The 25,680-nt window shown below is 70.2% G+C and carries 24 protein-coding genes; 12 read left to right on the forward strand and 12 right to left on the reverse strand.

The window, feature by feature from the left end; translation table 11 throughout:
• Positions 1–124 precede the first annotated feature (124 nt).
• Positions 125–424, forward strand: a complete 300-nt coding sequence (locus tag MB1_RS15810) for a hypothetical protein (RefSeq protein ID WP_066909260.1) — start codon at positions 125–127, stop codon at positions 422–424.
• Positions 425–494: 70 nt separating this feature from the next.
• Here MB1_RS15810 and MB1_RS15815 read toward each other — a convergent pair whose 3' ends face one another.
• From MB1_RS15815 to MB1_RS15835, 4 genes are all read right to left on the reverse strand, one after another.
• Complete coding sequence (locus MB1_RS15815) at positions 495–1,010, reverse strand: GNAT family N-acetyltransferase (RefSeq protein ID WP_066909263.1); 516 nt, start codon at positions 1,008–1,010, stop codon at positions 495–497.
• Between the two features lie 108 nt (positions 1,011–1,118).
• Positions 1,119–1,655, reverse strand: coding sequence for a hypothetical protein (locus MB1_RS15820; RefSeq protein ID WP_066909266.1), 537 nt, complete (start codon positions 1,653–1,655; stop codon positions 1,119–1,121).
• Positions 1,652–2,581, reverse strand: coding sequence for an Rv1363c family protein (locus MB1_RS15825; RefSeq protein WP_157084106.1), 930 nt, complete (start codon positions 2,579–2,581; stop codon positions 1,652–1,654). The genes MB1_RS15820 and MB1_RS15825 overlap by 4 nt, the downstream gene beginning before the upstream one ends.
• Positions 2,582–3,003: 422 nt before the next feature.
• The gene (locus MB1_RS15835; protein ID WP_066909275.1) at positions 3,004–3,768 is read right to left on the reverse strand and encodes a 2-phosphosulfolactate phosphatase; all 765 of its coding nucleotides are present in this window, start codon (positions 3,766–3,768) and stop codon (positions 3,004–3,006) included.
• A gap of 55 nt (positions 3,769–3,823) precedes the next feature.
• Between MB1_RS15835 and MB1_RS15840 the strand changes: the two genes are divergently transcribed.
• The 4 genes from MB1_RS15840 to MB1_RS15855 all read left to right on the forward strand — a co-directional run bounded on the left by MB1_RS15840 (position 3,824) and on the right by MB1_RS15855 (position 8,334).
• A complete protein-coding gene (locus MB1_RS15840; protein ID WP_066909278.1) occupies positions 3,824–4,363 on the forward strand; it encodes a pyridoxamine 5'-phosphate oxidase family protein in 540 nt (179 codons plus the stop codon).
• A 136-nt stretch (positions 4,364–4,499) separates the two neighbouring features.
• Positions 4,500–5,558 (forward strand): ABC transporter substrate-binding protein, encoded by a 1,059-nt coding sequence (locus MB1_RS15845; RefSeq protein ID WP_084351927.1) that lies wholly within the window; start codon positions 4,500–4,502, stop codon positions 5,556–5,558.
• Positions 5,555–7,231 (forward strand): ABC transporter permease, encoded by a 1,677-nt coding sequence (locus MB1_RS15850; RefSeq protein ID WP_369406873.1) that lies wholly within the window; start codon positions 5,555–5,557, stop codon positions 7,229–7,231. The genes MB1_RS15845 and MB1_RS15850 overlap by 4 nt, the downstream gene beginning before the upstream one ends.
• Positions 7,228–8,334, forward strand: a complete 1,107-nt coding sequence (locus MB1_RS15855) for an ABC transporter ATP-binding protein (protein ID WP_066909281.1) — start codon at positions 7,228–7,230, stop codon at positions 8,332–8,334. The genes MB1_RS15850 and MB1_RS15855 overlap by 4 nt, the downstream gene beginning before the upstream one ends.
• A gap of 79 nt (positions 8,335–8,413) precedes the next feature.
• Here the strand turns inward: MB1_RS15855 and MB1_RS15860 are convergent, their stop codons facing one another.
• The 5 genes from MB1_RS15860 to MB1_RS15880 form a co-directional block, all read right to left on the reverse strand.
• The gene (locus tag MB1_RS15860) at positions 8,414–9,040 is read right to left on the reverse strand and encodes a LysE family translocator (protein WP_066909284.1); all 627 of its coding nucleotides are present in this window, start codon (positions 9,038–9,040) and stop codon (positions 8,414–8,416) included.
• A 95-nt stretch (positions 9,041–9,135) separates the two neighbouring features.
• Entirely contained in the window at positions 9,136–10,086 is a 951-nt protein-coding gene (locus MB1_RS15865) for a 4-(cytidine 5'-diphospho)-2-C-methyl-D-erythritol kinase (RefSeq protein ID WP_066909287.1), read from the reverse strand.
• Entirely contained in the window at positions 10,079–10,990 is a 912-nt protein-coding gene (gene rsmA / locus MB1_RS15870; RefSeq protein WP_157084107.1) for a 16S rRNA (adenine(1518)-N(6)/adenine(1519)-N(6))-dimethyltransferase RsmA, read from the reverse strand. The genes MB1_RS15865 and rsmA overlap by 8 nt, the downstream gene beginning before the upstream one ends.
• Positions 10,991–11,000: 10 nt before the next feature.
• Complete coding sequence (locus tag MB1_RS15875) at positions 11,001–12,152, reverse strand: resuscitation-promoting factor (RefSeq protein ID WP_066909537.1); 1,152 nt, start codon at positions 12,150–12,152, stop codon at positions 11,001–11,003.
• A gap of 371 nt (positions 12,153–12,523) precedes the next feature.
• Positions 12,524–13,357 carry a TatD family hydrolase gene (locus MB1_RS15880; protein ID WP_066909293.1) on the reverse strand — a complete coding sequence of 278 codons (834 nt, stop codon included), beginning with the start codon at positions 13,355–13,357 and terminating at the stop codon, positions 12,524–12,526.
• Between the two features lie 77 nt (positions 13,358–13,434).
• Here MB1_RS15880 and metG point away from each other — a divergent pair, with 77 nt between their 5' ends.
• From metG to MB1_RS15895, 3 genes are all read left to right on the forward strand, one after another.
• A complete protein-coding gene (metG, locus tag MB1_RS15885) occupies positions 13,435–15,024 on the forward strand; it encodes a methionine--tRNA ligase (RefSeq protein ID WP_066909296.1) in 1,590 nt (529 codons plus the stop codon).
• 145 nt (positions 15,025–15,169) lie between these two features.
• Complete coding sequence (locus tag MB1_RS15890) at positions 15,170–16,204, forward strand: alpha/beta hydrolase (protein WP_245650218.1); 1,035 nt, start codon at positions 15,170–15,172, stop codon at positions 16,202–16,204.
• A gap of 97 nt (positions 16,205–16,301) precedes the next feature.
• Positions 16,302–17,858 carry a dolichyl-phosphate-mannose--protein mannosyltransferase gene (locus MB1_RS15895; RefSeq protein WP_439646953.1) on the forward strand — a complete coding sequence of 519 codons (1,557 nt, stop codon included), beginning with the start codon at positions 16,302–16,304 and terminating at the stop codon, positions 17,856–17,858.
• Positions 17,859–17,896: 38 nt separating this feature from the next.
• Here the strand turns inward: MB1_RS15895 and MB1_RS15900 are convergent, their stop codons facing one another.
• From MB1_RS15900 to MB1_RS15910, 3 genes are all read right to left on the reverse strand, one after another.
• Positions 17,897–18,355, reverse strand: coding sequence for a DoxX family protein (locus tag MB1_RS15900; protein WP_084351969.1), 459 nt, complete (start codon positions 18,353–18,355; stop codon positions 17,897–17,899).
• 205 nt (positions 18,356–18,560) lie between these two features.
• A complete protein-coding gene (locus tag MB1_RS15905) occupies positions 18,561–18,878 on the reverse strand; it encodes a GntR family transcriptional regulator (RefSeq protein WP_066909302.1) in 318 nt (105 codons plus the stop codon).
• Positions 18,879–19,161: 283 nt separating this feature from the next.
• The gene (locus MB1_RS15910; protein ID WP_066909306.1) at positions 19,162–20,382 is read right to left on the reverse strand and encodes a hypothetical protein; all 1,221 of its coding nucleotides are present in this window, start codon (positions 20,380–20,382) and stop codon (positions 19,162–19,164) included.
• Positions 20,383–20,763: 381 nt separating this feature from the next.
• Between MB1_RS15910 and malQ the strand changes: the two genes are divergently transcribed.
• The 4 genes from malQ to MB1_RS15930 all read left to right on the forward strand — a co-directional run bounded on the left by malQ (position 20,764) and on the right by MB1_RS15930 (position 25,654).
• Positions 20,764–23,004 (forward strand): 4-alpha-glucanotransferase, encoded by a 2,241-nt coding sequence (gene malQ, locus MB1_RS15915; protein ID WP_084351929.1) that lies wholly within the window; start codon positions 20,764–20,766, stop codon positions 23,002–23,004.
• 108 nt (positions 23,005–23,112) lie between these two features.
• Complete coding sequence (locus MB1_RS15920) at positions 23,113–23,742, forward strand: hypothetical protein (RefSeq protein ID WP_066909309.1); 630 nt, start codon at positions 23,113–23,115, stop codon at positions 23,740–23,742.
• A gap of 131 nt (positions 23,743–23,873) precedes the next feature.
• Positions 23,874–24,854: an ATP-binding cassette domain-containing protein gene (locus MB1_RS15925; RefSeq protein WP_066909549.1), complete on the forward strand. Its 981-nt coding sequence runs from the start codon at positions 23,874–23,876 to the stop codon at positions 24,852–24,854.
• On the forward strand, positions 24,851–25,654 hold the full coding sequence (locus tag MB1_RS15930) for an ABC transporter permease (protein WP_066909312.1): 804 nt from the start codon (positions 24,851–24,853) through the stop codon (positions 25,652–25,654). The genes MB1_RS15925 and MB1_RS15930 overlap by 4 nt, the downstream gene beginning before the upstream one ends.
• Positions 25,655–25,680: the final 26 nt, after the last annotated feature.

Genomic DNA, 25,680 nt, shown 5'->3' on the forward strand with positions numbered 1-25,680 from the left:
GCTCGCGCGAACTACTGCGGATGGATGACACCGGTCGATTCGGGCGGACGACGCGCTCGAGCGCTCCGGCACCGAAACTGAAGGTGTCGGAGATTCCGGCGAAAGTGCAGGCAGGAGAATAACAATGACCACCGAAGACGGCACCGTCACCTCGGCTCGCGAGAAGGTGGAGCAGGCCGTGCAGGCGCACCGGGACACGATGGCCGGCAAGCTCGACAACCACCTGGCGAACAGCGGAGACCGCCTCGAGCGCGCCATCGCGAAGACCTCCGAGGCGATCGGAGATCTCGCTACCTTCGCCAAGGAGCACGCACCCGAGTCCGTCGGCGATCGCATCGAGGAGCTGGCCGACCGCGCCCGCGGCGCCCTCCAGCCCGCGACCGCCGGCAATGCCGCCGATGCCGGTGACGCCGAAACGAAGTGAGTTCGCCGGCCCTACCCCGTCGCTCTTCCCGGCCCGGCCGCGCGGCCGGGCCGGGGAGACGCCTCGGTGGTCAGGGTTCCGGCTGCTGTCGGTCGTCGAGGACGAGTTGCAGGAAGGCCAGGTCGAGCCAGCGGCCGAACTTCGTTCCGACGCGGGGCAACAGCCCGACATGCTGGAAGCCGAGCCGCTCGTGGACGCGGATCGAGCCGGTATTGCTCGCGTCGATCCCGGCGACGAGCACGTGCTTGCCGAGGTCGCGGGCCCGCTGAATCAGCTCGACCAATAGCGTCGAACCGATACCGCCGCCGCGTTGGTCGCTGCGGACGTAGACCGAATGCTCGACGGTGAATCGGTAGCCGTCGAAGGCCCGCCAGTCGCCGAAGGAGGCGTAGCCGATCACGTCGTCGGCGTCATCGACCGCGACGAGTACCGGATAGCGCTGGGCCTGCCGGGCGGCGATCCAGGCGCGCCGGTTGTCGGCGTCGACGACGGTGTCGTTCCAGATCGCGGTGGTACGCAGGACGGCGTCGTTGTAGATCGCGGCGATGCCGTCGGCATCCTCGTCGCGGGCCTCTCGAATCCTCATGCCGCTGCTTTCCTCTCCACCACAGCTCCCTTCCCCACCGCTGCGTCCTTCCGGACGCCACGAGACCGTCCCGCCGATGATCCCCCGATCCCGCGCCGAACGCCGCGATCAGGTGGCGGTCAGGTCGCCGACCAGCCAATCGCCGTCGACCTTCTCGAGCGCGACGGTCACCCGGGATCCGGTCACCGTCGGCTCCGGCGCCGCGAAGGACGTCGTCGTCTGGTTGAGGAACAGCAGCACCGTCGCCGAGGACCGCTCGACGTCGGTGACCGCTGCGCCCACCACCGCCACCTCGCTGGTCGTGCCCGTCTCGCGGGCGGACGGGATAACCACCGAGTCGAGCAGATCGCTGTACTCGGCGCCGAAGGACTCCGTCAGACCACCGACCGCGGCGCGCAGCGTGCTGTCGACGTTCGCCGGGGTGTAGGACAGCATCGCCACCGCCTGCTCGGAGGCGACGGCGACGACCTGCTGCCGGTTGGCCTCCAGCGTCGATGCCGTGGCGCGTTGATAGCCGAGGAATCCGACGATCGCGACCAGCACGAGCAGGACCGCCGCCACCGCGATCAGCGGCCGCGAGGGGAGTCCGCGTCCCGGCGCCGACGGTTCGACGCCGGGGTCGCTCGCGACCACGGGAGCGGTCACTGCACGAACTCCACATTCGTCGCCGTCGAGACGCCGTCGCGCTCGCAGACGGTGATTCGGAAGCGGAAGTACCGATCCTGCGGGTCGGGGACGTCGACGTTGGTGACCGTCGCATTGGCCGCCACCAGGGTTACCGCGCAGCCGTTGCCGTAGGACTCGATGCCCGAGGCGACAACCGTTCCGTCGGTGTTGACCCCGGCCCCGCCGACGGTGGCGACGTACTCGGCCTGCCGGTCGGCGAACTGCTGGAGGAAGGCCCCCGAGGCGCCGGCGAGCAGCCGGTCGACGTCCTCGCGGGCGGTATCGGCGTGCAGCGTGGTCAGATTGACGGCGGTCTGCCGCGCGGTGTCGAGCAGCCGCGCCCGCTGGGCGTCGGCCTGCGCCGCCGAACGGGTGCTCAGGAACAGATATCCGGCGGCGAACACCAGGACCCCCACCAGCGCCGCGACCAGCACGATGATCGCCCACTGCCGCCGGCCGACCGCGGAGCGGAGCCGCCGGGCCGCCGTCGCGCGACCGGTGGTATCGCCGACTGCGGCGGCGACGTCCTCCGGGCGCATGGCGGTCGGCCGGATGCCGGCCACGGTCGCGAGCCGGCCGGGGCCGCCGGGGGGTGCCCCGGCGCCGGCCGAGGTCTCCCGACCGGCGTCGATATCGTCGGGTGGGTAGCTGTCCTCGGGGGCGCGCAGCGTCGGTTGGATGCGGGGACGCTCGACCAGGACGTCGCCGTCCTCCGAGCTGTCGAGGCCGTCGACGCTGCCGGAGTCTGTAGCGATGTTGTGGGCGTCGGCGGAGCCGGTGCGCCGCACGATGCGGCGCCGAGCGGCCTGTTGTCGTTCGGCGAGCACCCGGCCGTCGCGGGGCCGATCCGCGCCCACCTCCGACGCATCGTGGCCGTCACCGAGGTCGGCAGCGTTGTTTCGCACGATGTTGATTTCGGTCCCCCCACCCGACTTCCGACAGTGTGTCGATCGGTTTCGTTTCGTTCGGCCGATCACCCGACGGCCGATCATGACATTTTCCGACCAACCGCGCGATCGCTGATCGTCGCCGGTCGACCCACCGTGACCGGATCGATCACATAAATGGACCGCACGACAGTATCAAGCCCACCGGTACGGTCCGCGGGATTCCGACAATCGACGCGCCCACCGGGTGATGATGTCCCGGAATCGTGTCGTGGACCGCGCCGGAGCGCCGGTGAGACGACGTATAGGGCCGGGTCTCGGCAATGGCGGTCGCGGCCGGCGAATACGCCGCGACACATTTGTCGGCCGGCCATTTCCGTGCGGTCCCGGATGCCGATCCCGGGCGGGGCAGGAAGCCCCATCCGCGCTGTTCGAGGGATCTACCATCGCCGATAGATCCCCCGCCCGTGCGGACCGTTGTCGAGGATCGGCACCGACGTGCTGACGTCCCGGGCGATCGCGAGCTCGACGTCCCGGCCGAATCCGCGCTCGACGAGTTCGCGCCCGGAGACGCACTCGGTGATCAGCTCCGGCAGACGATCGCGCACCGCGCCGAGGGCGGCGACCGCCAGCTCGACCTCCGGCGACCCGCCGCCGGTGACCGCGGTGACGGCGGCCGCGATCGCGGCGGCGCCCAGATAGTCCTCCACCGAGGGCCGCAGGGCGCCAACATGTCCCCATCGCTCGGCCGACGGGATCACCGCGATCGCACCGCCGTCGGCGAGTCGGATCGCCGCGTCCGCGACCGCGGCGGCATTGCGCAGGCAGCCGGCGAGGACGCAGCCGGAGATCGCGGCGGCCCGGGTCGACAGCGTCGCCCCGTTCGGCGACGGCAGGGCGAGCAGGGTATCGGCCGGCAGGTCGACCAGCGACGACGGTGCGAGCGACCAGCCGGGCTCGCTCCTGCCCACCGCGAGGGTCGCGCCCGCCCGTTGCGCCGCCTCCGCCGCCTCGGCGGCTCCGACCGACCAGGGCAACGGCCAGACCCGCGCGCCGCGGCCCACCGCGATGTCGACCGAGGTGGTGAAGGACAGCACGTCGACGATGATCGTCACCGCGCAGCGCGGGGCGAGGGCGGCGACCGCGTCGGCTCCCCACTCCAGCCGTACCCGGTAGCCGTCCTGGCCGAAGACCGATTCGAGCATGGACCGACGGTAGTGGGTACTGGCGCGACGAGTCCCCGCCGATAAGGATGCGAGCATGGCCAACCAGCGCGCACAGATCGTCATGTCGGAGGCGGAGATCGCCGACTTCCTCACCGAACAACGCATCGCCACCCTCGCGACGGTCGGTCCCGGAGGCCACCCGCACCTGGTGGCCATGTGGTACGCGGTGATCGACGGTCGGGTCTGCTTCGAGACGAAGGTCAAGTCGCAGAAGGTGGTCAACATCCGCCGCAATCCGGCGGTCACCTGTTCGGTGGAGGCCGGGCTGACCTACGACGGACTGCGCGGGATCGCGATCGAGGGCACCGCGGTGATCCGCGACGACGCCGAGGCGATCCACCGCGTCGGCGTCTCGGTCTGGGAGCGCTACAACGGGCCGTATACCGAGGAACAGGCGCCGCTCGTCGCGGCGATGATGAACAAGCGCGTGGTGATCGAGATTGTCCCGCAGCGCGTTCGCTCGTGGGATCACCGCAAGCTCGGGCTGCCGCAGCTGCCGTTGAGCGGCAGCACCGCCGCCGCCGTCGTCGAGCAGGCTCGGCAGATCACGGCGGCCGCCGACACCGTGTCCTGACCGCCGCGGCGCCCGTGACGCCGTAGCGCCCTTCAGGGTTCATCCGAACGACGCCCGCGGTTGCGCCGTCGGTCGATCCCGCCGATTCAACTGTGCGGTAGTCCATGTTGGTTTCGGCGTACCCGAAGGGGGATCCATGGTTGCCGCCCCGCGTATCGGCTTCCGGCGCACCGGCGCACTGCTGTCCGCGCTCACCGTCTCGATGCTGGTGGTGGTGGCCTGTTCCGAACCGGCGACCGACTCCGGCGGCGAGACGACCGGAGCGGCCGCGAGCGACGCCTCCTCGATCACCCTGTACACCTCCGAGCCGCAGGCGAAGATCGATAGGATCGTCGCCGCGTTCAACGAGGAACACCCCGATATCGACGTCGCGGTCTTCCGGGCGGGCACGGGCGATCTCAACGCGCGCATCGCCGCCGAACTCGAGACCGGCGCGGTCGACGCCGATGTGCTGCTGGCCGCCGACGCGGGCACCTTCGAGGGCTACAAGGATCAGGATCTGCTGCTCGAATACCGCCCGGCGGATGTCGACGCGCTCGAGCCGTCGGTGGTCGACCCCGAGGGCTTCTACGTCGGCACCCGCATCATTCCGACCGTGATCGCGCACAACACCGGCACGGTCGACACGCCTCCGGATTCCTGGCGGGCGCTGACCGACCCGCGCTGGTCCGGACAGATCGTGATGCCCAATCCCGACGTCTCCGGGGCGGCGGCGTACAACGCCGCGGTGTGGATGCTGACCCCGGCGCTGGGCGAGGACTGGATCCGCGCCCTCGGCGCCAACGACGTGCTGGTCGCCGAGTCCAACGGCCCGGCCTCGCAGGCGGTGGCCGACGGCTCGCGGCCCGTCGGTGTGGTGGTCGACTACCTGGTGCGCGATCTCGCCGATCAGGGATCGCCGGTCGCGGTGTCGTATCCGTCCGAGGGGGTGCCCTTCGTCTCCCAGCCGGCGGGCATCTTCCGCTCGACCGACAACCCGGACGGCGCCGAGGCGTTTGTCGATTTCCTGGTGTCCGAGCGCGGCCAGAGCATCGCGGTCGAGCAGAACTACCTGCCGGTCCGCTCGGATGTCGGCACCCCGGCGGGCGCTCCGGCCCTCGCCGACATCGCCCTGCTCGAGGTTCCGCTCGAGCAGGTCACCGCCGAACAGCCCCGTGCGGTCGAGGTCTTCAAGGAGGCGGTCACCGGGCAGTGAGCACTCTGCTGCGGGGCGGCACACCGGCCGGGGTGCTGCGGCGCAGCCCGGCAACCGGCCTGCTGCGCGGCAGCGTGTGGGTGGCATTGCTCGCGGTGGTGATCGCGCCGATGGGCCTGGTGGTCTCCCTCGCGCTCGGCGCCAACCATCTGCCCCAACTGCTGGCGGCCGGGCTGGTGGGTGCCACGGTGAACTCGGTGGTGTCCGCCGCCTGCTCCGCCGCCCTGGCGGTCGGGATCGCCACGGCCGCGGCGCTGCTGATCGAACGGTCCGATCTGCCCGGCCGGGGCGGCGCGCGGCTGTTGGTGCTGACCCCGCTGCTGATCCCGCCCTTCGTCGGCGCGATCGCGTGGACGGGGTTGTTGACCCGTGGAGGTCTGATCGATCAGCTTCTCGGCTTCGCCCCGTGGCAGTTCTACGGCGGCGGCGGGGTGATCTTCCTGCTGACGGTCTACTCGGTGCCGGTTGCCTATCTGGTGATCTCGGCCGCGCTCGCCCGGGTGCCGGAGGACCTCGAGGTCGCCGCCCGGATCGCCGGCGCCGATCCGACACGGGTCTTCGCCGACGTGACGTTGCCGGTGATTCGGCCGGGTCTGATCGCCGCTTTCACGCTGGTCTTCATCGGCAACCTCGGCGACTTCGGCATCCCGGTCCTCGTCGGAACGCCCGGCGGATACGACACCCTCGCGACGATGGTCTACCGATTCCTGCAGTCGGGGACGGTCTCGGCGCCGCTGCAGGTGACCTCCCAGATCGGCCTGGTGTTGTTGGTGATGGCGATGGCCGGGATAGCGGCCGATCGGCTGCTCGCCGGCCGCGCGGTGGAGACCGACGGATCGGGGTCGGTGGGCTCGACGCTACCCCTGGGCGCGCTGCGGACCCCCGCGGCGATCGTCGTCTGGGTCGTCGCACTCGCCGTGACCGTCGGCCCGCTGCTCGCGCTGCTGGCGCGGGCGCTGCTGCCGGCGCCGGGGGTGGCGTTGACGTTCGCCAACCTCACCCTGGCGAACCTCCAGCGCGCCCTGACCGCCCCCAATACGATTCAGGGCCTGACCAATTCGGTGCTGCTCGCGCTCGGCGCGGCGGTGCTGTGCGGGGTGCTGGGCCTGTCGATCGGATTGCTGACCACCCGCATGCCCGCCCGCGGGGACGGCGTGCTGGTCTTCCTGGCATTGCTGCCCCAGGCGATTCCCGGCCTGATCATCGCGGTCGGGTGGTTGATCCTCGGCCGCTATACCGATCTGTACAACACGCTGTGGGTGATCCTGGGCGCGTACGTGACCGCCTTCACCGCGTTGGTGGTGCAGGCGGTGCGCGGCCCGCTGGCCGGGATGAACTCCTCGTGGGAGGAGGCGGCCCGAATCAGCGGGGCCGGGCCGGTGCGCGCGCTGACCGACACCAGCGCGCGGCTGGCGATCCCCGCCGCGATCGCCGGGGCCGCGCTGGTCGCCGTGACCGCGGTGCGGGAACTGACGTTGTCGGTGTTGTTGGTGGCACCGGGAACTCAGACGCTGGGGGTGGTCATCTTCGGCTACCAACAGGCGGGCGACTACAACGCCTCGTCGGCGCTGTCGCTGGTCTTCATGATCGTTGGTGTGGCGGCGGTCGCGCTCGTCGTCCCGGGAGCCGGCGGCCGCATCCGCCGCAGACCGACCGCGGGAGAAACGCTATGAGCCAGGTCGCCCTGCACTCGGTGAACGTCGCGTTCGGAGCGCGGCGGGTGCTGACCGACGTCACCCTCGACGTTCCGGACGGCGCCATCCTGGCGCTGCTCGGAGCGTCGGGTTCCGGCAAGACCACCCTGCTGCGATCGATCGCCGGGTTCGTCGATCCGGTCGCCGGCACCATCCGGGCGGGCGAGCGCGTGCTGATGTCCGCACAGGGACGGCGACCGGTGTCGATCCCGCCGGAGAAGCGCAACCTCGCGATGGTCTTCCAGCATCACGCGGTGTGGCCGCATATGTCGGTCGCCGACAACGTCGGCTATCCGTTGCGGCGCGCCCGCGTCCCGGCTGCGCAGCGGCGCGATCGGGTGCGCGAGGCATTGACCGCGGTCGATCTGGCCGACTTCGCCGACCGCCGCCCGGATACTCTCTCCGGCGGCCAGCGCCAACGTGTCGCCCTCGCCCGCGCCATCGTCGCCCGCCCGGACGCGCTGCTGCTCGACGAACCCTTCTCGGCGGTGGACGAACCGTTGCGCGCCGCTCTGCGGTTGACGCTGCGGCGGCTGGTCGATACCGAGGGGCTGACGGTCATTCTGGTGACCCACGACCGGGACGAGGCCCTCGCCTTGGCCGACCGGATCGCCGTACTCGATCGGGGTCGGCTCGCCCAGGTGGGCAGCCCGCGGGAGCTGCTCGAACGTCCCGGCTCCCCCGAGGTCGCCCGATTCCTGCAGGACGCAACGATTCTCGACGGCTCGATCGATGTCGACGGCTCCTTCCACCTCGCCGACGGCCCGCTGCGGGTGCCCGCGGGGCGGATCGACGGTGGGGTCCCGGGGCCGACCAGGTTGGCGCTGATACCGCGCGGTCTTCACATCGCCCCCGACTCGGTCGGCGGCAGTCTGCCCGCCGAGGTGGAGGCAACGTTCTTCGGGCGCAACGGAAGTACGGTCGTCTGCCGCTGGCTCGGCCACCGGGTGTCGGTCTTCGCCGCGACCGCGGAGGTAGCGGGGTTGCAGCCCGGCGACCCGGTCGAGTTGTTGATCGACTACGCGGTCGCCTACGCCGCCGGCCCCGAAGCGCGCCGGGCACAGCCGGTTCCGCTCGGCTGACCGGTCGGCCGCCGCGGGTGCGGCCGGACGTCGACGCGGTGGGAGCGGTCGGTCGCCCGCCCCGGGGTGCGGTCGGGCGCTACCGGCGCACGAGCATCGTGGTGCCCAGGCCGACCAGCATCACGCCGCCCGTCGCCCCCATCACGTCCAGCCGGCGCGGCTCGCGGGCCAACCAGCGCCGGGCCCGACCGGCCACCGCCGCCCATACGCTGTCGGACGCGCAGGCCAGTACCGCGAAAACCAGTCCGAGCAACGCGATCTGCGGCATCGCGGACGCGCCCGGGTCGGTGAACTGGGGCAGGAACGCCACCATGAACACCACCGTCTTCGGGTTGGTCACCCCGACGGTATAACCGACGAGCAGCGACGCGCCCGCCGCGGGCTCCGGCGTCGGGTCGGCGAGCGCCGCCCGCGCGGCCCCGCGATGTCGGATCGCCCGGATACCCAGCCAGATGACGTAGCAGGCGCCGACCACCTTCAGCGCGGTGTACGCGGTGGCGCTCGCGGCGACCAGCGCGCCGAGCCCCACCGCGACCAGCAGCGCCTGGGTGACCAGCCCCGCCGCATTGCCGACCACCGACAGCAGCGCGCGGCGCAGCCCGACGGTCAGCACGCGCCCGAGGATGAACAGCAGGCTCGGGCCGGGGACCTGGATGAACAGTATGGAGGCGAGCAGGAACGCCGCCCATTGTCCGGACGAAGGCATCGCCTATTGCAGCACGCCCGGCCGGTCGCGGCTGTTCGGGTCGACCAACGTCCTATACGCCCCGATCCGATCGACACCGATCGGACGTACCCCGATCAGCCGGGGAAGCCTTCGACGGTGCGCTCGACGGTGCGGGCACCCCCGACGGGGCCGGAGGCGAGCCGGATCGTCCGCGATACCCCCGCCCCGGCGAGTTCGGCGGCCACCTTGAGGGCGGCGTCACCGTCCGCGCACAGGAAGGCACACGTCGGCCCGGAGCCGGACACGATGCCCGCCAACGCCCCCGCCTCGACACCGGCCCGCAGCGTGCGCCGCAGGATCGGCATCAACGACAGCGCAGCGGCCTGCAGGTCGTTGCCCAATGCGGCGGCGACCTGATCGACGTCGCCGGCGGCGAGCGCGCGCAGCAGCCCGTCGGGCGAGGCCACCCGCGGCGGGTCGCCCGCGGCGCGCAGTCGATCGAGTTCGCCGTAGACCTCGGGGGTGCTCAGGCCGCCCTTGGCCAGGGCGAGCACCCATTCCAGCCGCCCCCGCGACAGCGTCGGCACCAGACGTTCGCCGCGGCCGGTACCCAGAGCGGTGTTGCCGTGCAACGAGAACGGGACATCGCTGCCCAACTTCGCCGCCAGAGCGGACAATTCGTCGCGGGACAGTTCGCAGCCCCAGAGCGTGTCGAGGGCCAACAGGGTGCCGGCGGCGTCGGCGCTGCCGCCGGCCATCCCACCGGCGACCGGGATCCCCTTGCGGATGGTGATCGCGACGTCCGCGGGCCGCCCGACCTTGCGGGCGAGCAATTCGGCGGCGCGCCAGGCGAGGTTCGTGCGGTCGGTGGGCACGACGGCGGACTGCTCACCGATCACCGCGACCGACAACTGAGCCGCCGGAAGCACCTCGATCTCGTCGTAGAGCGAGACCGCCTGGAAGACGGTGCTCAGGTCGTGATAGCCGTCCGGGCGCAGATCCCCCACGCCGAGCAGCAGATTGATCTTCGCCGGCGCCCGGACGACCACCGGATCGCGCACCACGCGCAGCCCGCCGTCAGACATCGCCGTCCACCGCCGCAGCGGCGAGGTCGCCGCGGGTGACCTGAGCGAGCCGCACGAAGTCGGCGACGTCGAGGGTCTCGCCGCGCGCGGACGGGTCGATACCGGCGGCCCGCAGGCGCAGCTCGGCCGCCGGGGCACCGCCGGCCCAGGAACTCAGCGCGCCGCGCAATGTCTTGCGCCGCTGGGCGAACGCCGCGTCGACGGCGGCGAAGGTCTCCGCCCGCAGTTCCGGATCGGTCGGCCAGGGCGACCGGTCGTAGCGGCGCACCCGCACCAGGCCGGACTCGACGTTCGGCTCCGGCCAGAAGACCGCCCGGCCGACGGCGCCGGCGCGGTCGACCGTGCCGTAGAAGCGGGCCTTGACGCTGGGGACGCCGTAGGTGCGCGAGCCCGGTCCGGCGGCCAATCGGTCGGCCACCTCGGCCTGGACCATCACCAGGGCGGTGCGCAGCGTCGACACCTCGGCCAGCAGGTGCAGCAGCACCGGCACGGCGACGTTGTAGGGCAGATTGGCGACCAGAGCGGTCGGGGCCGGTCCGAGCCGGTCGGCGGTCACGTGGAGGGCGTCGGCGGTGACCACGGACAGGCGCTGGGCCGCGGCGGGCGCGAACCGCGCCACCGTGGCGGGCAGCCCGCCGGCAAGAATCGGATCGATCTCGACCGCGACGACCTCGGCCCCCGCGTCGAGCAGCGCCAGGGTCAGCGAGCCGAGACCCGGACCGACTTCGAGGACGCGCTCGCCGGGTTCGATGCCGGCCGCGGCGACGATTCGGCGGACGGTATTCGCGTCGTGGACGAAGTTCTGGCCGCGCTGCTTGGTCGGGCGCACCCCGAGATCGGCGGCCAGCGCACGGACCTCGGCGGGCCCCAACAGTCGGGTCCCCCCGGTGCCCGGATCACTCACGCAGGAAACGCTAGCGCAAACCCAGCCGCGAGGTGCACGACGGCCACGCACCCCAGCCCTGAGCGGCCTGGGTCTTGGTCGCCACCGCGATCTGCTCCTCGCGGGTGGCGAGGTCGGCGCGCGGGGCGAAGTCGAGACCGCCGTGCCGTGCCCAGGTGTTCTGGTCGAACTGCAGGCCGCCGAAGAATCCGTTGCCGGTGTTGATCGCCCAGTTGCCGGTGGCCTCGCACTGCGCGAGCTGATCCCAGACCGAACCGGCCGCGACCGAGGGCACGTCGGTGCCGGGCTTGGTGCCGACCCGGACGGTACGCGGGGTGGCCTGCTCGATGACGGTGGACGCGATCTCGCGGCGGCCGGTCTCCTCGCCGTTGACCAGATCGACCGACCAGGTGACGTTGCGCAGGCCGGGGGCGCCCGGGTCCTCGACGATGCTGCGCGAGGCGCTCAGCGTCGGGTCCTCGATGCGGATATCGGGCAGGTTCACCTGGTCCTGGCCGGACTGGACCTCGGTGGTGCGACGGGTGACGTCGATCGTCATGCCCTCGGTGACCACGGCGTCGGCGGCCGGAACGCTGGTGTCGTTGATGCCGAGCGGGGTGCCCAGGGCGGCGAGGTAGTCGCCGACGGTCGGGGCGGCGATGCGGTGGCCCGCGGGAGCGGCTCCGCCGTCGTCGACCGTGACCGCCTTGGCGGTCACGATGTCGAGGCTGGTGCCGTCGAGCGGGACCTGTGCGTCGACGGGCTCCGAGACGTGCACGTCGTTCGGCAGGCCGAGATCGTTGACCGCCTCGCCGACGGTCAGCGCGGTCATCATCAACTCGGTGGACTGGCCGTCGATGGTCACCTCGACCGGCCGGGCGCGGCGCAGTTCGATCGTGCTGCCGTCACCGAGACCGGAATCGACGGACGGGAAGACCGCGTCCTGCGCACCGACGGTGTAGCCGGCCTCCGCGAGCACCGCGCCGACATCCGACTTGAGGGTGCTGACGGTGGTGGCGGCGCCGTCGACGTCGACCGTGACGGTCTTCTGCGCCGAGATGACGTATCCGGCGCCCGCGCCGAGGCTGGTGAGCACCGCGGTCAGGACTCCGAACAGCAACGGCGAACGCGAGCGGTTCAGCTTGCCGAGGTCGACCGCGCGATGCTTCGGCCCGGTGGGGATGGCGTCCGTCTCGGGGGCCGGCGCACCGAGGACGCTGTCGTCCTCGGGCACCAACGGTGCGGGACGGTCGAGCAGTGCGGTGCGCGAGGCGTACCAGGGTGCGGTCTCGGGGCCGAACCGTTCGGCGGAGTGCCTGCCTGCGATTCCGGCGGTCGGCCTGCCCTGCGGCTGCGGCGACGACCCGTTCGGTGCTGACGAAACGGTCACGTGACTGATTCCTCTGGTGCTGCTGCGGTGGTTACCGTGTCCGGCATCCGTTCGGAGCGGGCGCGGCTGTCACGGTACGGTAACGACTCGCACGCGGACCGGCAACCCGGAGATGTCCGAGCCGAGCGGCCCTCCCCCCTCATCACCGCCTCCGACCAGTGCGTTCAGGGTTCTATACCAAAGATTGACCGGGCGGTCCGTGTCGTCGCTTCCGCGAGGTCTTCCGGGTTTTCCCCACGCAACTCGGCGATCCCGCGAACGGTATACGGCAGGACGTAGGACTCGTTCGTGGTGCCGCGGTACGGATGTGGCGTCATATAGGGCGCATCGGTCTCGACCAGGATGCGATCGATCGGCGCCGACGCCACCGCCTCGCGCAGGTCGAGCGCATTCCGGAACGTGGCATTGCCCGCGAAACTGAGGATCCAGCCCGCGTCCAGACAGGTCTTCGCCATCGCCGGGCCGGACGAGAAGCAGTGCATCACCACCGTCTCCGGGGCCCCCTCGGCGCGCAGGACGTCGAGCAGATCGTCGTCGGCTTCCCGGTTGTGGATCATCAGCGGCTTGTTCAGTCGCTTGGCCAGGTCGATATGCCAGGCGAAAGCCTCGCGCTGGGTGTCGGGCTCCGCGACGCCCTCGCGCTTGCCCAGCCAGTACCAGTCCAACCCGGTCTCACCGATCGCCACCACCCGCGGGTCGGCCGCCAACCGCGCCAGTTCGGCGCGGTGGGCATCGTCGAGTTCGTCGACGTCGGTGGGATGGACCGCGGTGGCCGCGTAGACCCGCTCGTCCCAGTGCGCGGCGTCGACCACCCACCGTGCCTGGGCCATATCGCAGGCGACGGTGACCACCGCGCCCACGCCGACGGCCGAGGCCCGGTCGAGCACTCGGGCGACCTGCTCGGGGGTGCGGTTGCCGCCGGAATCGATATGCGTATGGGAATCGATCAGCGGGGCGAGGCGCTCCGGATCCGGCGGTGGGGGCTTGCGCTTGCTCACCGCGCCAGAATAGGGGCCCGCTACGGCCGGGCGGCGATCGGCGGACGCCGATGGACGGGCGCTAGGGTTGATCCACCATGACTGCAGCAAGCGACCCCACAGACCGGTCGGAGACCGGTGGCGCAGGCGCGCCGTTCTACATCACCACGGCGATCGCGTACCCCAACGGCGCACCGCATATCGGCCACGCCTACGAGTACATCGCCACCGACATGGTCGCTCGCTTCAAGCGCATGGACGGCTACCGCGTCCGCTATCTGACCGGTACCGACGAACACGGCCTCAAGGTCGCGCAGAGCGCGGCGAAGGCCGGCGTCTCGCCCGCCGAGCACGCGGGCCGCAATTCCGATGTCTTCGAACGGTTGCAGCGCGCACTCGGCATCACCTTCGACCGCTTCATCCGCACCACCGATCCCGATCACTACGCGGCCAGCGCCGCGATCTGGGAGCGGATGGCCGCCAACGGCGACATCTACCTCGGCGCCTTCGAGGGCTGGTATTCGGTGCGCGACGAGGCCTACTACACCGAGAACGAGACCACCGTCGGCGAGGATGGTGTGCGTATCGCCACCGAATCGGGCACCCCGGTCGAGTGGACCGAGGAGTCGTCCTACTTCTTCCGCCTCTCGGCGTACCAGGACAAGCTGCTCGAGCTCTACGCCACGCAGCCGGGTTTCGTCGAGCCGGCGACCCGCCGCAACGAGATGACCGCATTCGTCTCGGGCGGATTGAAAGACCTGTCGATCTCGCGGGCCACGTTCGACTGGGGCGTTCCGGTCCCCGGCGACGAGAAGCACGTCATGTACGTCTGGGTCGACGCGTTGACCAACTACCTGACCGGTGCCGGCTTCCCGGACACCGACAGCGAGCTCTACCGGACGTTCTGGCCGGCGGATCTGCACATGATCGGCAAGGACATCACCCGCTTCCACACCGTCTACTGGCCGGCCTTCCTCATGTCGGCCGGACTGCCGCTGCCCAAGCGGGTCTTCGCCCACGGCTTCCTGTTCAACAAGGGCGAGAAGATGTCCAAGTCGGTGGGCAATGTGATCGACCCGCTGGAATTGGTCGCCGAGTACGGCCTCGACCAGTTGCGGTTCTTCCTGCTGCGCGAGGTGTCGTTCGGACAGGACGGCAGCTACAGCCACGACGGCATCGTCACCCGCATCAACGCCGACCTGGCCAACGAGCTGGGCAACCTGGCCCAGCGGTCGCTGACGATGGTCGCCAAGAACTGCGACGGCGTCGTCCCGCAGCCCGGCCCGCTCACCGCGGACGACGAGGAGCTGCTCGCCAAGGCCGACGCCCTGCTCGCGCTGTCGCGCACCCACATCGCCGATCTACAGCTGCATCTCGTGCTCGGGGAGATCTGGCGGGTCCTGGGAGAGACCAACCGGTACTTCTCCGCCCAGCAACCGTGGGTACTGCGCAAGACCGATCCGGCCCGGATGGCCACCGTGCTGTGGGTGACGCTCGAGGTGCTGCGGATCGTCGGCTTGCTGGTCTCCCCGGTGATGCCGACCAGCGGCGCGACGCTGCTCGACCTGTTGGGCGTCGACGAGGCTGGTCGGACATTTGCCGCAATCGGCAATCGATTGGTTCCGGGCACGCCGCTTCCGGCGCCGGCGCCGATTTTCCCCCGGTATATCGACGCGCCTGCCGAGTAATCCCGGGCCGAATGGGACCACGTACCTCTCCATTCGGGCAGGATTTACGCCACGTCACGTGATCCACGCCATAAAAGGCTGCTCATTCCCCGATATTTGACCAATCGTCATGTCATCGTTGGTCTTCGGGGACGAGGAGGTCACCGTGACCATTCACATGGAAACGTCGGGAACCCGAAATACCGGCGCCGCAACACCGATCGCGGCTCCACGACGCGTCGAGATCACCGGCACCAGCGTCGCCGCCCGCCTCTTCGGTTGGGGATCGCGGCTGACGGTGCGACCGGTGATCGCCGCCTGGGCGACCGAACCGCGCCTGCCCTGGCCGGCCTGCCTGGTCGACGCGGTCGCGGGCGCCCTGCCGGGCCTGGCGGGTACCCGAAATACGTCGATCCGGCTGCCGAAGTGTCGGGCCGAGTGGATCGCCCCCACCGACCGGTCGACCGAGACCGACGGACGGGCGGTCCTCTATACCCACGGCGGCGGCTTCATGGCCGGCGGACTGAACACCCATCGCCGCCTCGCCGCCCGGATCGGGCGCAGCTGCCGCGCCGACGTGCTCGCGGTCAACTACCGCATGCTGCCGCGCTACAGCATCGACGAGGCGATCGAGGACGGCCTCGACGGCTACCGATACCTGCTCGGCCGCGGCTACGCCCCGCAGGACATCGTGATCGCGGGCGACTCCGCCGGCGGCTTCCTGGCCTTCTCGATCGCCCTTGCCGCCCGCGACCGCGGCCTGCCGCTGCCGGGGTCGATCGTCGGGATGTCCCCGCTGACCGATCTCGATCCGACCGGCAAGCTCGCGCACCCCAACGTCGATCGATGCGCGGTGATCCCCGCAGCGGCTCTGCGCCGTCTGGTCGAGTCGTCGGATCGCGCCGACGCGCGCCGCGGCGGCAGCGACCGCATCAGCCCGGTGGACGCGGATCTGCGGGGTCTGCCGCCGGTGCTCATCCAGGTGGGTTCGACGGAGATGATCGTCGCCGACGCCGAGTTGATGGCGCAGCGGTTGGCCGCGGCGGGTGTCGACTGCGAACTGCAGGTCTGGCACAACCAGTTGCACGTCTTCCACATCGTCGCGGACGCGGTGCCGGAGGCCGCGCGCGCGATCGAGGCGATCGGCACCTGGTACGACCAGATCGTCTCCCATCGATCCGAGCACGCCACCGTCGGCTGAGCCCAACCCGGCCCCAACCCACGTCCAATCGCCGCCCGACCGGCACGGCCACCCGGCGCCGTCGGGTGCCGGTTCGCCGACGGCCTACTATCGTCCGGTGGCCGTGGTGATTCAGGAACGTCGGGCGTCCGGCGAGGGATCATCGATCGCCTCCCCCGGACCGATCGCGACGGCCGAGTCCTTCGGCCCCACCGATCGACGCCGCGGTTGGATCGTCACCGCGGTGATCGGCGCCCTCGCCGCGATCACCCGGCTGACGCTGCTGAACTATCCGACCGACGCGGGCACCCCGGTCTTCGACGAGAAGCACTACGTCATCCAGGCGTACCAATTGCTGGGCAACGGCTGGCTCGAGGACAACCCCGGCTACGGCCTGGTGGTGCACCCACCGGTCGGCAAGCAGATGATCGCGATCGGCGAACTGCTGCTCGGCTACAACGCCTGGGGGTGGCGCATCATCGCCGCCCTGAGCGGGGTGGCGATCGTCGTACTGGTCACCCGGATCGTGCGCCGCATGACCCGCTCGACGCTGATCGGCGCGATCGCAGGGCTGCTCGCGGTCTTCGAGAGCGTGCTGTTCATCTCATCGCGGATGGGGATGCTCGACATCTTCCAGGCGCTCTTCGTCGTCGGCGCCTTCGGCTGCCTGATCGTCGACCGGGATCGGGTGCGCGAACGGATGGCCGCCGCGGCGGCCCGCGGCACGATCGGCCTGAGCGACTACGGGCCGCGTCTGGGCGTGCGGTGGTGGCGCTTCGGCGCGGGGGTGCTGCTGGGTCTCGCGTTGGGCACCAAGTGGTCGGGGCTCTATTACATCGCCGTCTTCGGTCTGATGTCGGTGGCCTTCGACGTCGCGGCGCGGCGGGCGTACGGGGTGCGCAAGCCCTGGAAGGGCACCGCGATCCGCGATATCGGCCCCGCGCTCTACGCGCTGACCGGCATTCCGCTGGTCGTCTACCTGCTCAGCTACCTGCCGTGGTTCGCCTCGGAGACCGGCGTCTATCGACACGTCGTCGGCAATCAGGTCCCCGAGGGGGGCTTCTTCGGCTGGGTACCCGACGATCTGCGGGCGCTGATCTACTACTCGGCGCAGTCGCTGAAGTTCCACGAGGGGCTGACCAACTCCGCGGGCAACCACCATCCGTGGGAGTCGAAACCGTTCGCCTGGCCGATGAGCCTGCGTCCGCTCCTCTATTACTACGTCGACAGCGAGAACGTCTCCGGCTGCCGGACGGAGTCCTGCGTCAAGGCGATCCTGCTCGTCGGGGTGCCGGCGATGTGGTGGCTGAGTCTGCCGATGCTCGCCTGGCTCACCTGGATGGCGATCGTGCGCCGCGATTGGCGCTACGGGACGGTACTGGCCGCCTACGGCGCCGGGATCGTGCCCTGGTTCGCGTCGCTGGATCGACAGATGTACTTCTTCTACATGGTTCCGGCGGCACCGTTCATGGTGATGGGCTTCGCCCTGGTCCTCGCGAGCGTGCTCGGACCCGCCGATGCGTCGGTCGAGCGGCGGCGTACCGGGCTGTTGGTGGTCTGTCTCTATCTGGCGGTGGTGATCGCCAACTTCGTATGGCTGTGGCCGATCCTGACCGGCCTGCCGATCAGTACCGGGATGTGGCAGCAGGAGCTGTGGCTGCCCAGTTGGCGCTGACCGGCCGCTCCCCCGTCACGTGATCCGACCGGTCCCGGTCACTTGATGAGGGTGCCCGCGATGCTGATCTTTCCGGGACCGTGGGCCGCCAACAGAATGCAAGCGGCGCCGAGCGCGGCGACCAGTTCATATCCGCCGCCCTCGAAGGGTGCGTTGACCAGCAGCACCCCGTTCGACATGTGCACCAGCAGGAACGCACCGAACAGGTTGATGGTCAACAGGATGCAGACCGTCTTGATCAGGAATCCGACGATGATCGCCAGCCCGCCGAGCAGTTCGAGGAAGGTCACCAGATAGGCGATCACGGTGATGGCACTCGACGGGGTTTCGATGCTGATTCCGTTGATCAACGTGATGTTGGACAGCGCCGCAGCGAACCGCGCGACCGTCACGTCCATGCCGTCCTGGATCAGCTTGCGCCAGCCGTGAGCGATGAACACGACACCGAGGGCGACACGCGCAAACAGCAACGCCAGGTTGCTCATGCCACTGCTCATATCGAACAACGTCGCCACTCCCGTTCAGCCCCGGCCCGGCCGACTATGCCGGCTCTCCGAATCGAGAGTGCCCGATCACCGAGGCATCCGTCGACCGACAGGCCGAACAACCACCCCGTGAATACGGTGCGAATCGGGCGACCGGAAGCGTGCCGTAACGGGTCCCGCGGTGGGATCGGGCGTTCCGGACGCCGGGCGACGGGGCTCAGCCGGCCTCGACCGGCCCCCGGACGGCGCCGTCGACCAGGGCGACGATCTCCTCGTCACGGACACCGAGCCGCCGCGCGATGCGCACATACTCGGCGGCGGCCCGTTCGGCGGCGGCGCGAGAGGGGTCGACCCCGTCGGCGATGAACGTCCCGGAGCGGCCGCGGGTGACCAGAACTCCCTGGCGTTCGAGTTCGCGATAGGTGCGGGCGACGGTATTGGGAGCGATTCCCAGTTCCGCCGCGAGACCGCGAACGGTGGGCAATCGAGTTCCGGCGATCAACACGCCGTCGCGTACACCGACGACGATCTGCATACGCACCTGTTCGAAAGGCGGAACCGAAGACGAGGGATCCACATGAAAGCGCACCCCCGTCGCCTAGCCGACGCTCGATAAGAGAAGGCCGGTCCGAGTCATCCCCAATTCCTCCATTCCGCCCACCCATGTGATGCCACCGAAGAAGGCACGTCCCGACCCGCCTCTACCAGCATGCACGATTTTCCTGCCGGCTGACGCCAAGGTTGAGACACAAATGGCTTACGAGTCGCGAACAGTTGCCGGTTTATCCAGCGACGAACCGGTTATCGGTACCCGATCGTTATTCGCCGGGGGGCAGATGCCCGTAATCGAGCTGATCGCCGACATAGTGGGTATTGTCCGTCGAAATTTCCCGTTGTCCGGACCGCGCGATCAATCGATCGATCCGCGAATCCATCGCGGCCGCGGCCGAAGCCGCGGGCGCGGCGGCGATATGCCGGTCGGTGTCCTCGAGCAGATCGACCAATCGCGCACAGGCCGCGACCCGCTCGACCAGCTCCGACCAGACCGGCTCGAGCGCGGCACGCCGCTTGCCGATCTCGCGCACTCCCACCTCGTCCGCGGTACCCGACTGTGCGGTGCGTTCGGTCTCGGTGCGCTCGACGCGAGCCAGTTCCCGATCGAGCCGGCGCAGTTCCTCGATATCGATCGCGGTGTCGATCAGTTCGGTCACCGGATCGATCTGGGCCCGCTGGACGGCGAACCAGTCCGAGTACCAGGCGCGCGAATGCCGGATGCGGTCGTAATAGTTCCCCGCCAGGTACCGCAGCGTGTCGTAGCGATCCGAGAATCGCGCCTCGTCGGCGCCCGCCGCCCGCCGCAGTCGTTCGGCGACCTGGCGGGGGTCCGGAGCGGCGATCGCCCGCGGCGCCCGCGCCCACAGGGCGGCGCTGCGCGGGTTGTCGACCACCCGGGCGGTGGCGGTCAAGGACCCGGCGACCAGTCGCGCCAGCGGTGCGGGGCCGGCGCCGAGCGGGGTCGGGGTCCAGGTCAGGGCGTCGAAGAGCGCGGCACGCTGTTCGAGATCCAGATAGGTGCCGTCCCGGCGGTCGCGGCGAATCGCGCGCATCCCGGTGGCGAAGTGGTCGGCGGACAGTTCGATCCGTCCGCGCAGGTGCCGGATCCGCCGGGTCAACGCGGCGCGGCGCTGGGCGAGCACCGCACCGGCGACGGCGGTCGGATGCCGCTCGGCGAGGTCGTCGAGCCAGCGGACCTCCTCCCGAATCCGACGCAGGTCCCCGAAACCACCGATGGAGGGAATCCCCCGTCCGGCGGCGCGGCGGGTGGCCAAGGTGCGGCGGGTCCGCGGATCGAGCAGCCCCTCGGCGACCAGCAGGGCCGCGTCGTCGGACAACTCCGGATGACTGCCGGGCAGACGACCGCTCTCGCAATAGCCGGCGATGCGCTCGACCCATCGTGCGCGGGCGCCCTCGAGATCGCCCGCATCCGTGGATCGACCGGCGGAGGCGTCGGACGCCTCGAAACCGCCGGTATCGTTCATCGCCGCCTCCGTTCCCGCCCGATCGTGCGTTCCCGGGCGAACGCACTGTCCACTGTCCCAGAATTCCCATCGGCCGGCATATGCCTATGCCCGCCGTGTCCGGCCGAACCCGCCTGCGGCCGACCGACCCGCGTCGCCCGACCGCCCGGGCCCGCATATTCGGCCGGTCGAACGGGAAAAACCGCGGCCGGACCGCCACGGGATCGCGGTCGCCGCCGGTTCGGGCAGAGCGCCCCGAGTCCGACCCGTTTCACCCCCGCGTCCGGGCCGTTATCACCGCCGACCGCCCGGCAGGGCACCGCCGGGCGGTCGGCGGATGGTCGCCGTATTAGGCACGCCGGCCGGGCGCGGAACGGGCAGGTGTCGCGGCGATCGACACCGATGGGCGGCCCGGCGAACATCACCGGCCGAGCGGTCGACAGAACCGGTCCGGTGCACAAGGATCGAACCGTGCCGGATTCCTCCCCCGAACGGTCCGAACTCCTCCGCGACCTGGCCCGCCGTTGCGGGCTCGCCATCGACTACATCGGTTGGGACGGCCGACAACGCGCGGTATCCGAGGACACCCTCGAGGCGGTCCTGCGGGCGTTGGATCACCCGGTCGACACCGTCGAGGAGCTGCGCGCCGAGATCGCCGCGACCGAGCTCGCCCCGTGGCGCGACATGCTGCCGCCCGTGGTGGTCACGCGCGCCGGCCGACCGGCCGAGGTCGCCGTGCACGTCCCGCACGGCGCGCCCGCACACGCCGGCGTGGTCCTCGAGGACGGCGTCGAGATCGACCTCGAGCAGCTGGACGTCTGGGTCGATCCGCGCACGGTCGACGGGGTCCTGACCGGACGGGCCACCTTCGCCATCCCCACCGACCTGCCGCTGGGCTGGCATACGATCCGGGCCGGCACCGAGGTCGACGGCGAGGCGCGGATCGCCGAGACGCCGCTGGCTGTCACCCCCGATCGGTTGGACACCGCCGACCATCTCGGTGATCGCCTCACCGGCATCACCACCCAGCTCTATTCGGTGCGGTCGACCCGTTCGCGCGGTGTCGGCGACTTCGCCGACCTGGCCGATCTGGCCACCATCTTCGGCTCCGAGTACGACACCGACTTCGTCTCGATCAACCCGGTGCACGCGGGAGCTCCCCCGGTGGCGCCGTTCGAGAACTCCCCCTATCTGCCGACGAGCCGCCGCTTCGTCGACCCGCTGTACATCCGTATCGAGGACATTCCCGAGTACGGCTATCTCAATCCGAAGGTCCGGGCGGGCATCGCGGAGACCGGGCGTCGGTTCGCCCACGAGAACGTCAATCCGCGGCGGATCAAGCGCAGCAAGGTCCTGCGGGCCAAGTACGACGCGCTGGCCCATATCCACCAGGTGCCCCGGTCGGCCGCCCGCGAGTACGCGTACCGCAGCTTCCTCGAACGCGAGGGCGAGAGCCTCGAATTGTTCGCGATCTGGTGTGTCCTGCGCGAGCGGCTCGGCGCGGACGACCCCCGGTGGGCGCAGAAGGCGGCCGATCCGTCCGGCGAGTGGGTCCGCAAGCAGGCCGCCAAGCACGCCGACCGCGTCGACTTCTACCGCTGGCTGCAATGGGTGACGCAGGAGCAGTTGGCGACCGCGCAGGCCGCCGCCCGCGAGGCGGGGATGCGCATCGGCATCGTGCACGATCTGGCGGTCGGGGTGGCGAGCGACGGCGCGGACGCCTGGGCGCTGGCCGATACGCTGGCCCGATCGGTGACCGTGGGCGCTCCGCCGGACGTGTTCAACCAGATGGGCCAGAACTGGAGCCAGCCGCCCTGGCGCCCGGATCGGCTCGCGCAGAGCGCATATCGGCCGTTCCGCGACATGATCGCAGCGGCGTTGCGGCATGCGGGCGGACTGCGGGTCGACCACATCCTCGGGTTGTTCCGGCTGTGGTGGATCCCGGCCGGGATGACCCCCGAGCAGGGCACCTACGTCTACTACGACCACGACGCGCTGATCGGCATCCTGGCGCTCGAGGCGCAGCAGGCCGGCGCGGTGATCATCGGCGAGGACCTCGGAGTTTTCGAGGGCTATGTGCAGCAGTATCTGAGCGAGCGCGGCCTGCTGGGTACCTCGATCCTGTGGTTCGAGCACGACGACGACGTGCCGCGTCCCCCGGAGGTCTATCGCAACCGCGCCATGACGGCGGTGACGACGCACGATCTCCCGCCGACCGCCGGTTACCTTGCGGGTGAACACATCACATTGCGCGACCGGCTCGGCCTGCTCGAGCGTCCGGTCGAGGAGGAACTCGCCCTGGACGCGAAGCGCCGCAACGCGGTGCTCGATCTGGCCCGGCAGCGGGGGTTGCTCTCCGACGAGGAGGCGGCGTCGACCGAGGGGACGATCGTCGCGCTGCATCGGCTGATCGCGTGCACGCCGTCGCTGTTGGTCGCGGCGGCCCTGGTCGACACCGTCGGCGAACACCGCACGCAGAACCAGCCGGGAACCGACGAGCGGATGTACCCGAACTGGTGCATTCCGCTGGCCGACGCCGACGGCAAGGCGGTCTCGGTCGAGCAGCTGTCGGACAACCCGCGGGTGCGGGCGGTCATGGCGGCGCTCGCCGGCTCCGAAGCGGTCGAGGATCCTTCGCCGTAGTCGGCGGCCCTTCCGGCGCCCGGCCGCGACGGGCCGATCGGAGGGCCCGCTTCGGCCCGTCGGAACGGCGGCCGCGCCGGTCCTGTGGGACGAAACTAGAGTCGGCGCATGCGATTCTATGCGGAGCGTCCGGCCCGGCTGGCGCGCCAAGTCTTCGGGGATCTGATCGCGGTGGCCTGGGTGGCCGGCTGGATTCTGGTCGGCACCCTCGTCTTCGATCTCGTCGGCCGGTTGCGGGGACCGGCGGACGCTATCGGGCAGGCCGGCACCTTCATCGGCGATACCTTCCAACGCGCGTCGGATGCGACCTCCGATGTGCCGTTCATCGGCGACAGCCTCGCGAACGCGCTCGGCTCCGGCACCGCCGCCGGTACGACGTTGGCGGAAGCCGGTCGCTACCAATCGGATACGGTCGGCACGATAGCGCTCGGGTTGGCGATCGTGATCGCGATTACCGGCATCCTGCCGATGCTGACCATCTGGTTGCCGCTGCGGCTGCGCTACGCGCGCGCCGCCGGTTCCGCGGCGGCGGCGCGGGCGCTCGACTCCGATCTGCTGGCGCTGCGGGCCCTGACGACCAAACCGGTGCGCAAGCTGGTGGCGATCGACCCCGATCCCGCCGCCGCCTGGCGCAACGGCGATACCGCGGCGATCGAAAGGCTCGCCGCCCTCGAGTTGGCCGAGCTCGGTTTGCGCGCGCCCGCCCGCCCGGTGCCGCCCACCGCCGCGTCCCGGTAGCCCGCCGCCGGCGACGACAAAATCGGATGCCGGGTGTCGGAGGGCCGTTGTAGCGTTGGCCGCGTCCATGTACCCGTTGTGTCCGAATGTGGGCCCACGACGAGAGGCGACTGACGGATGCGGAGCACACGATGGTGACCGCGACGGACGACTACGGGATCGTGGCCACCGGCCTGATCAAGCGATACGGCGATGTGACCGCCCTCGACGGAGTGGATCTCGCTGTCCCGCGCGGCACGGTCTTCGGCCTGCTCGGACCGAACGGCGCCGGCAAGACGACCACCATCCGGGTCCTCACCACCCTGCTGCGGCCGGATTCCGGCACCGCGGTGGTCGACGGGATCGACGTCCTCGCCGACCCGGGCACCCTCAAATCTCATATCGGGGTCTCCGGCCAGTACGCCGCGGTCGACGAGCACCTCACCGGCTTCGAGAATCTCGACATGGTCGGGCGGCTCTACCACCTCGGACGCAAGCGGGCCCGCGAGCGGGCACGTGAACTGTTGGAACGCTTCGATCTCTCCGACGCCGCCGACCGGCCGGTCAAGGGGTACTCCGGCGGTATGCGCCGCCGACTCGACCTGGCCGGCGCCCTGGTGGCAAACCCTGCCGTGCTGTTCCTCGACGAGCCGACCACCGGCCTCGATCCGCGCGCCCGACTGGGCCTGTGGGACGTGATCCGAGAGCTGGTCGCCGGGGGGACCACCCTGCTGCTGACCACCCAATACCTCGAGGAGGCGGATGCTCTGGCGGACCGCATCGCGGTGATCGACCACGGTCGGGTGATCGCCCTGGGCACCGCCGACGAACTCAAGCGGCGCACCGCGGGCGAGCGCATCGACCTCGGCTTTGCCGCCGGCGACGCCGATCGGGCCCGCCCGGTCCTCGAGGGCGTCTGGCCCGGCGCGCTGCAGGTCGACAGTGCCGACGACCGCATCTCGGTATCGGTCCCGGCGGCGTCCGCGGCGCTGATCGACGCGCTGACGATCCTGCGCGACCACGACATCACCCCGATCGACGTCGGCATCGGGCGCCCGACCCTCGACGACGTCTTCCTGACCCTGACCGGTTCCCCGGCCGAAACGGCCACCGCCACCGGAGATCCCGCATGAACTCACCTCTGACCGTGCTCGACGACAGCCTCACCCTCGCCAAGCGCAATCTCATCAAGATCAAACGTCTGCCGGATCTGCTGGTCTTCACCCTGCTCTCGCCGGTGATGTTCGTGCTGGTGTTCGCCTACATCTTCGGGTCGGCGATCGAGATCCCCGGCATGTCCTACCGCGAATTCCTGATCGCGGGCATCTTCGTGCAGACGATCGTCTTCGGGTCGACCTGGTCCGGGTTGAGCCTGGTCGAGGACCTGCAGAAGGGCATCATCGACCGGTTCCGCACCCTGCCGATGTCACCGTCGTCGGTGCTCTTCGGCCGCACGATGAGCGACGTGGTGATCAACGGAATCAGCCTGGTCGTCATGGTGCTCACCGGACTGGTGGTCGGCTGGCGCATCCGCTCGTCACCGCTCGAGGCGTTGGCCGCCTTCGCGCTGTTGTTGTTCTTCGGCTACGCGCTGTCCTGGGTGATGGCCACCATCGGCCTGTCGATCAGCAGTCCCGAGGTCTTCAACAACGCGAGCTTCATCGTGATCTTCCCGTTGACGTTCATCGCCAACGCCTTCGTCCGGGCGGAGGACCTGCCGGGCGTGCTGCGCGATATCGCCTACTGGAATCCGATATCGGCGGTGGTCCAAGCGACCAGGGAGCTATTCGGCAATACCAATCCGCTCGACCCTCCGCCGGATGTGTGGCCGCTGCAGAACCCGGTGCTCGCGAGCCTGCTGTGGTGCTTCGTCATCCTGGCGATCTTCATCCCGGTGGCGTCCTGGCGGTTCCGCAAGGCCGTCAGCCGCTGACCATTCCGCTCTCGGCCGGCGGTGTT

The sequence above is a fragment of the Millisia brevis NBRC 105863 genome (genome assembly GCF_001552615.1).
Lineage (GTDB): Bacteria > Actinomycetota > Actinomycetes > Mycobacteriales > Mycobacteriaceae > Millisia > Millisia brevis.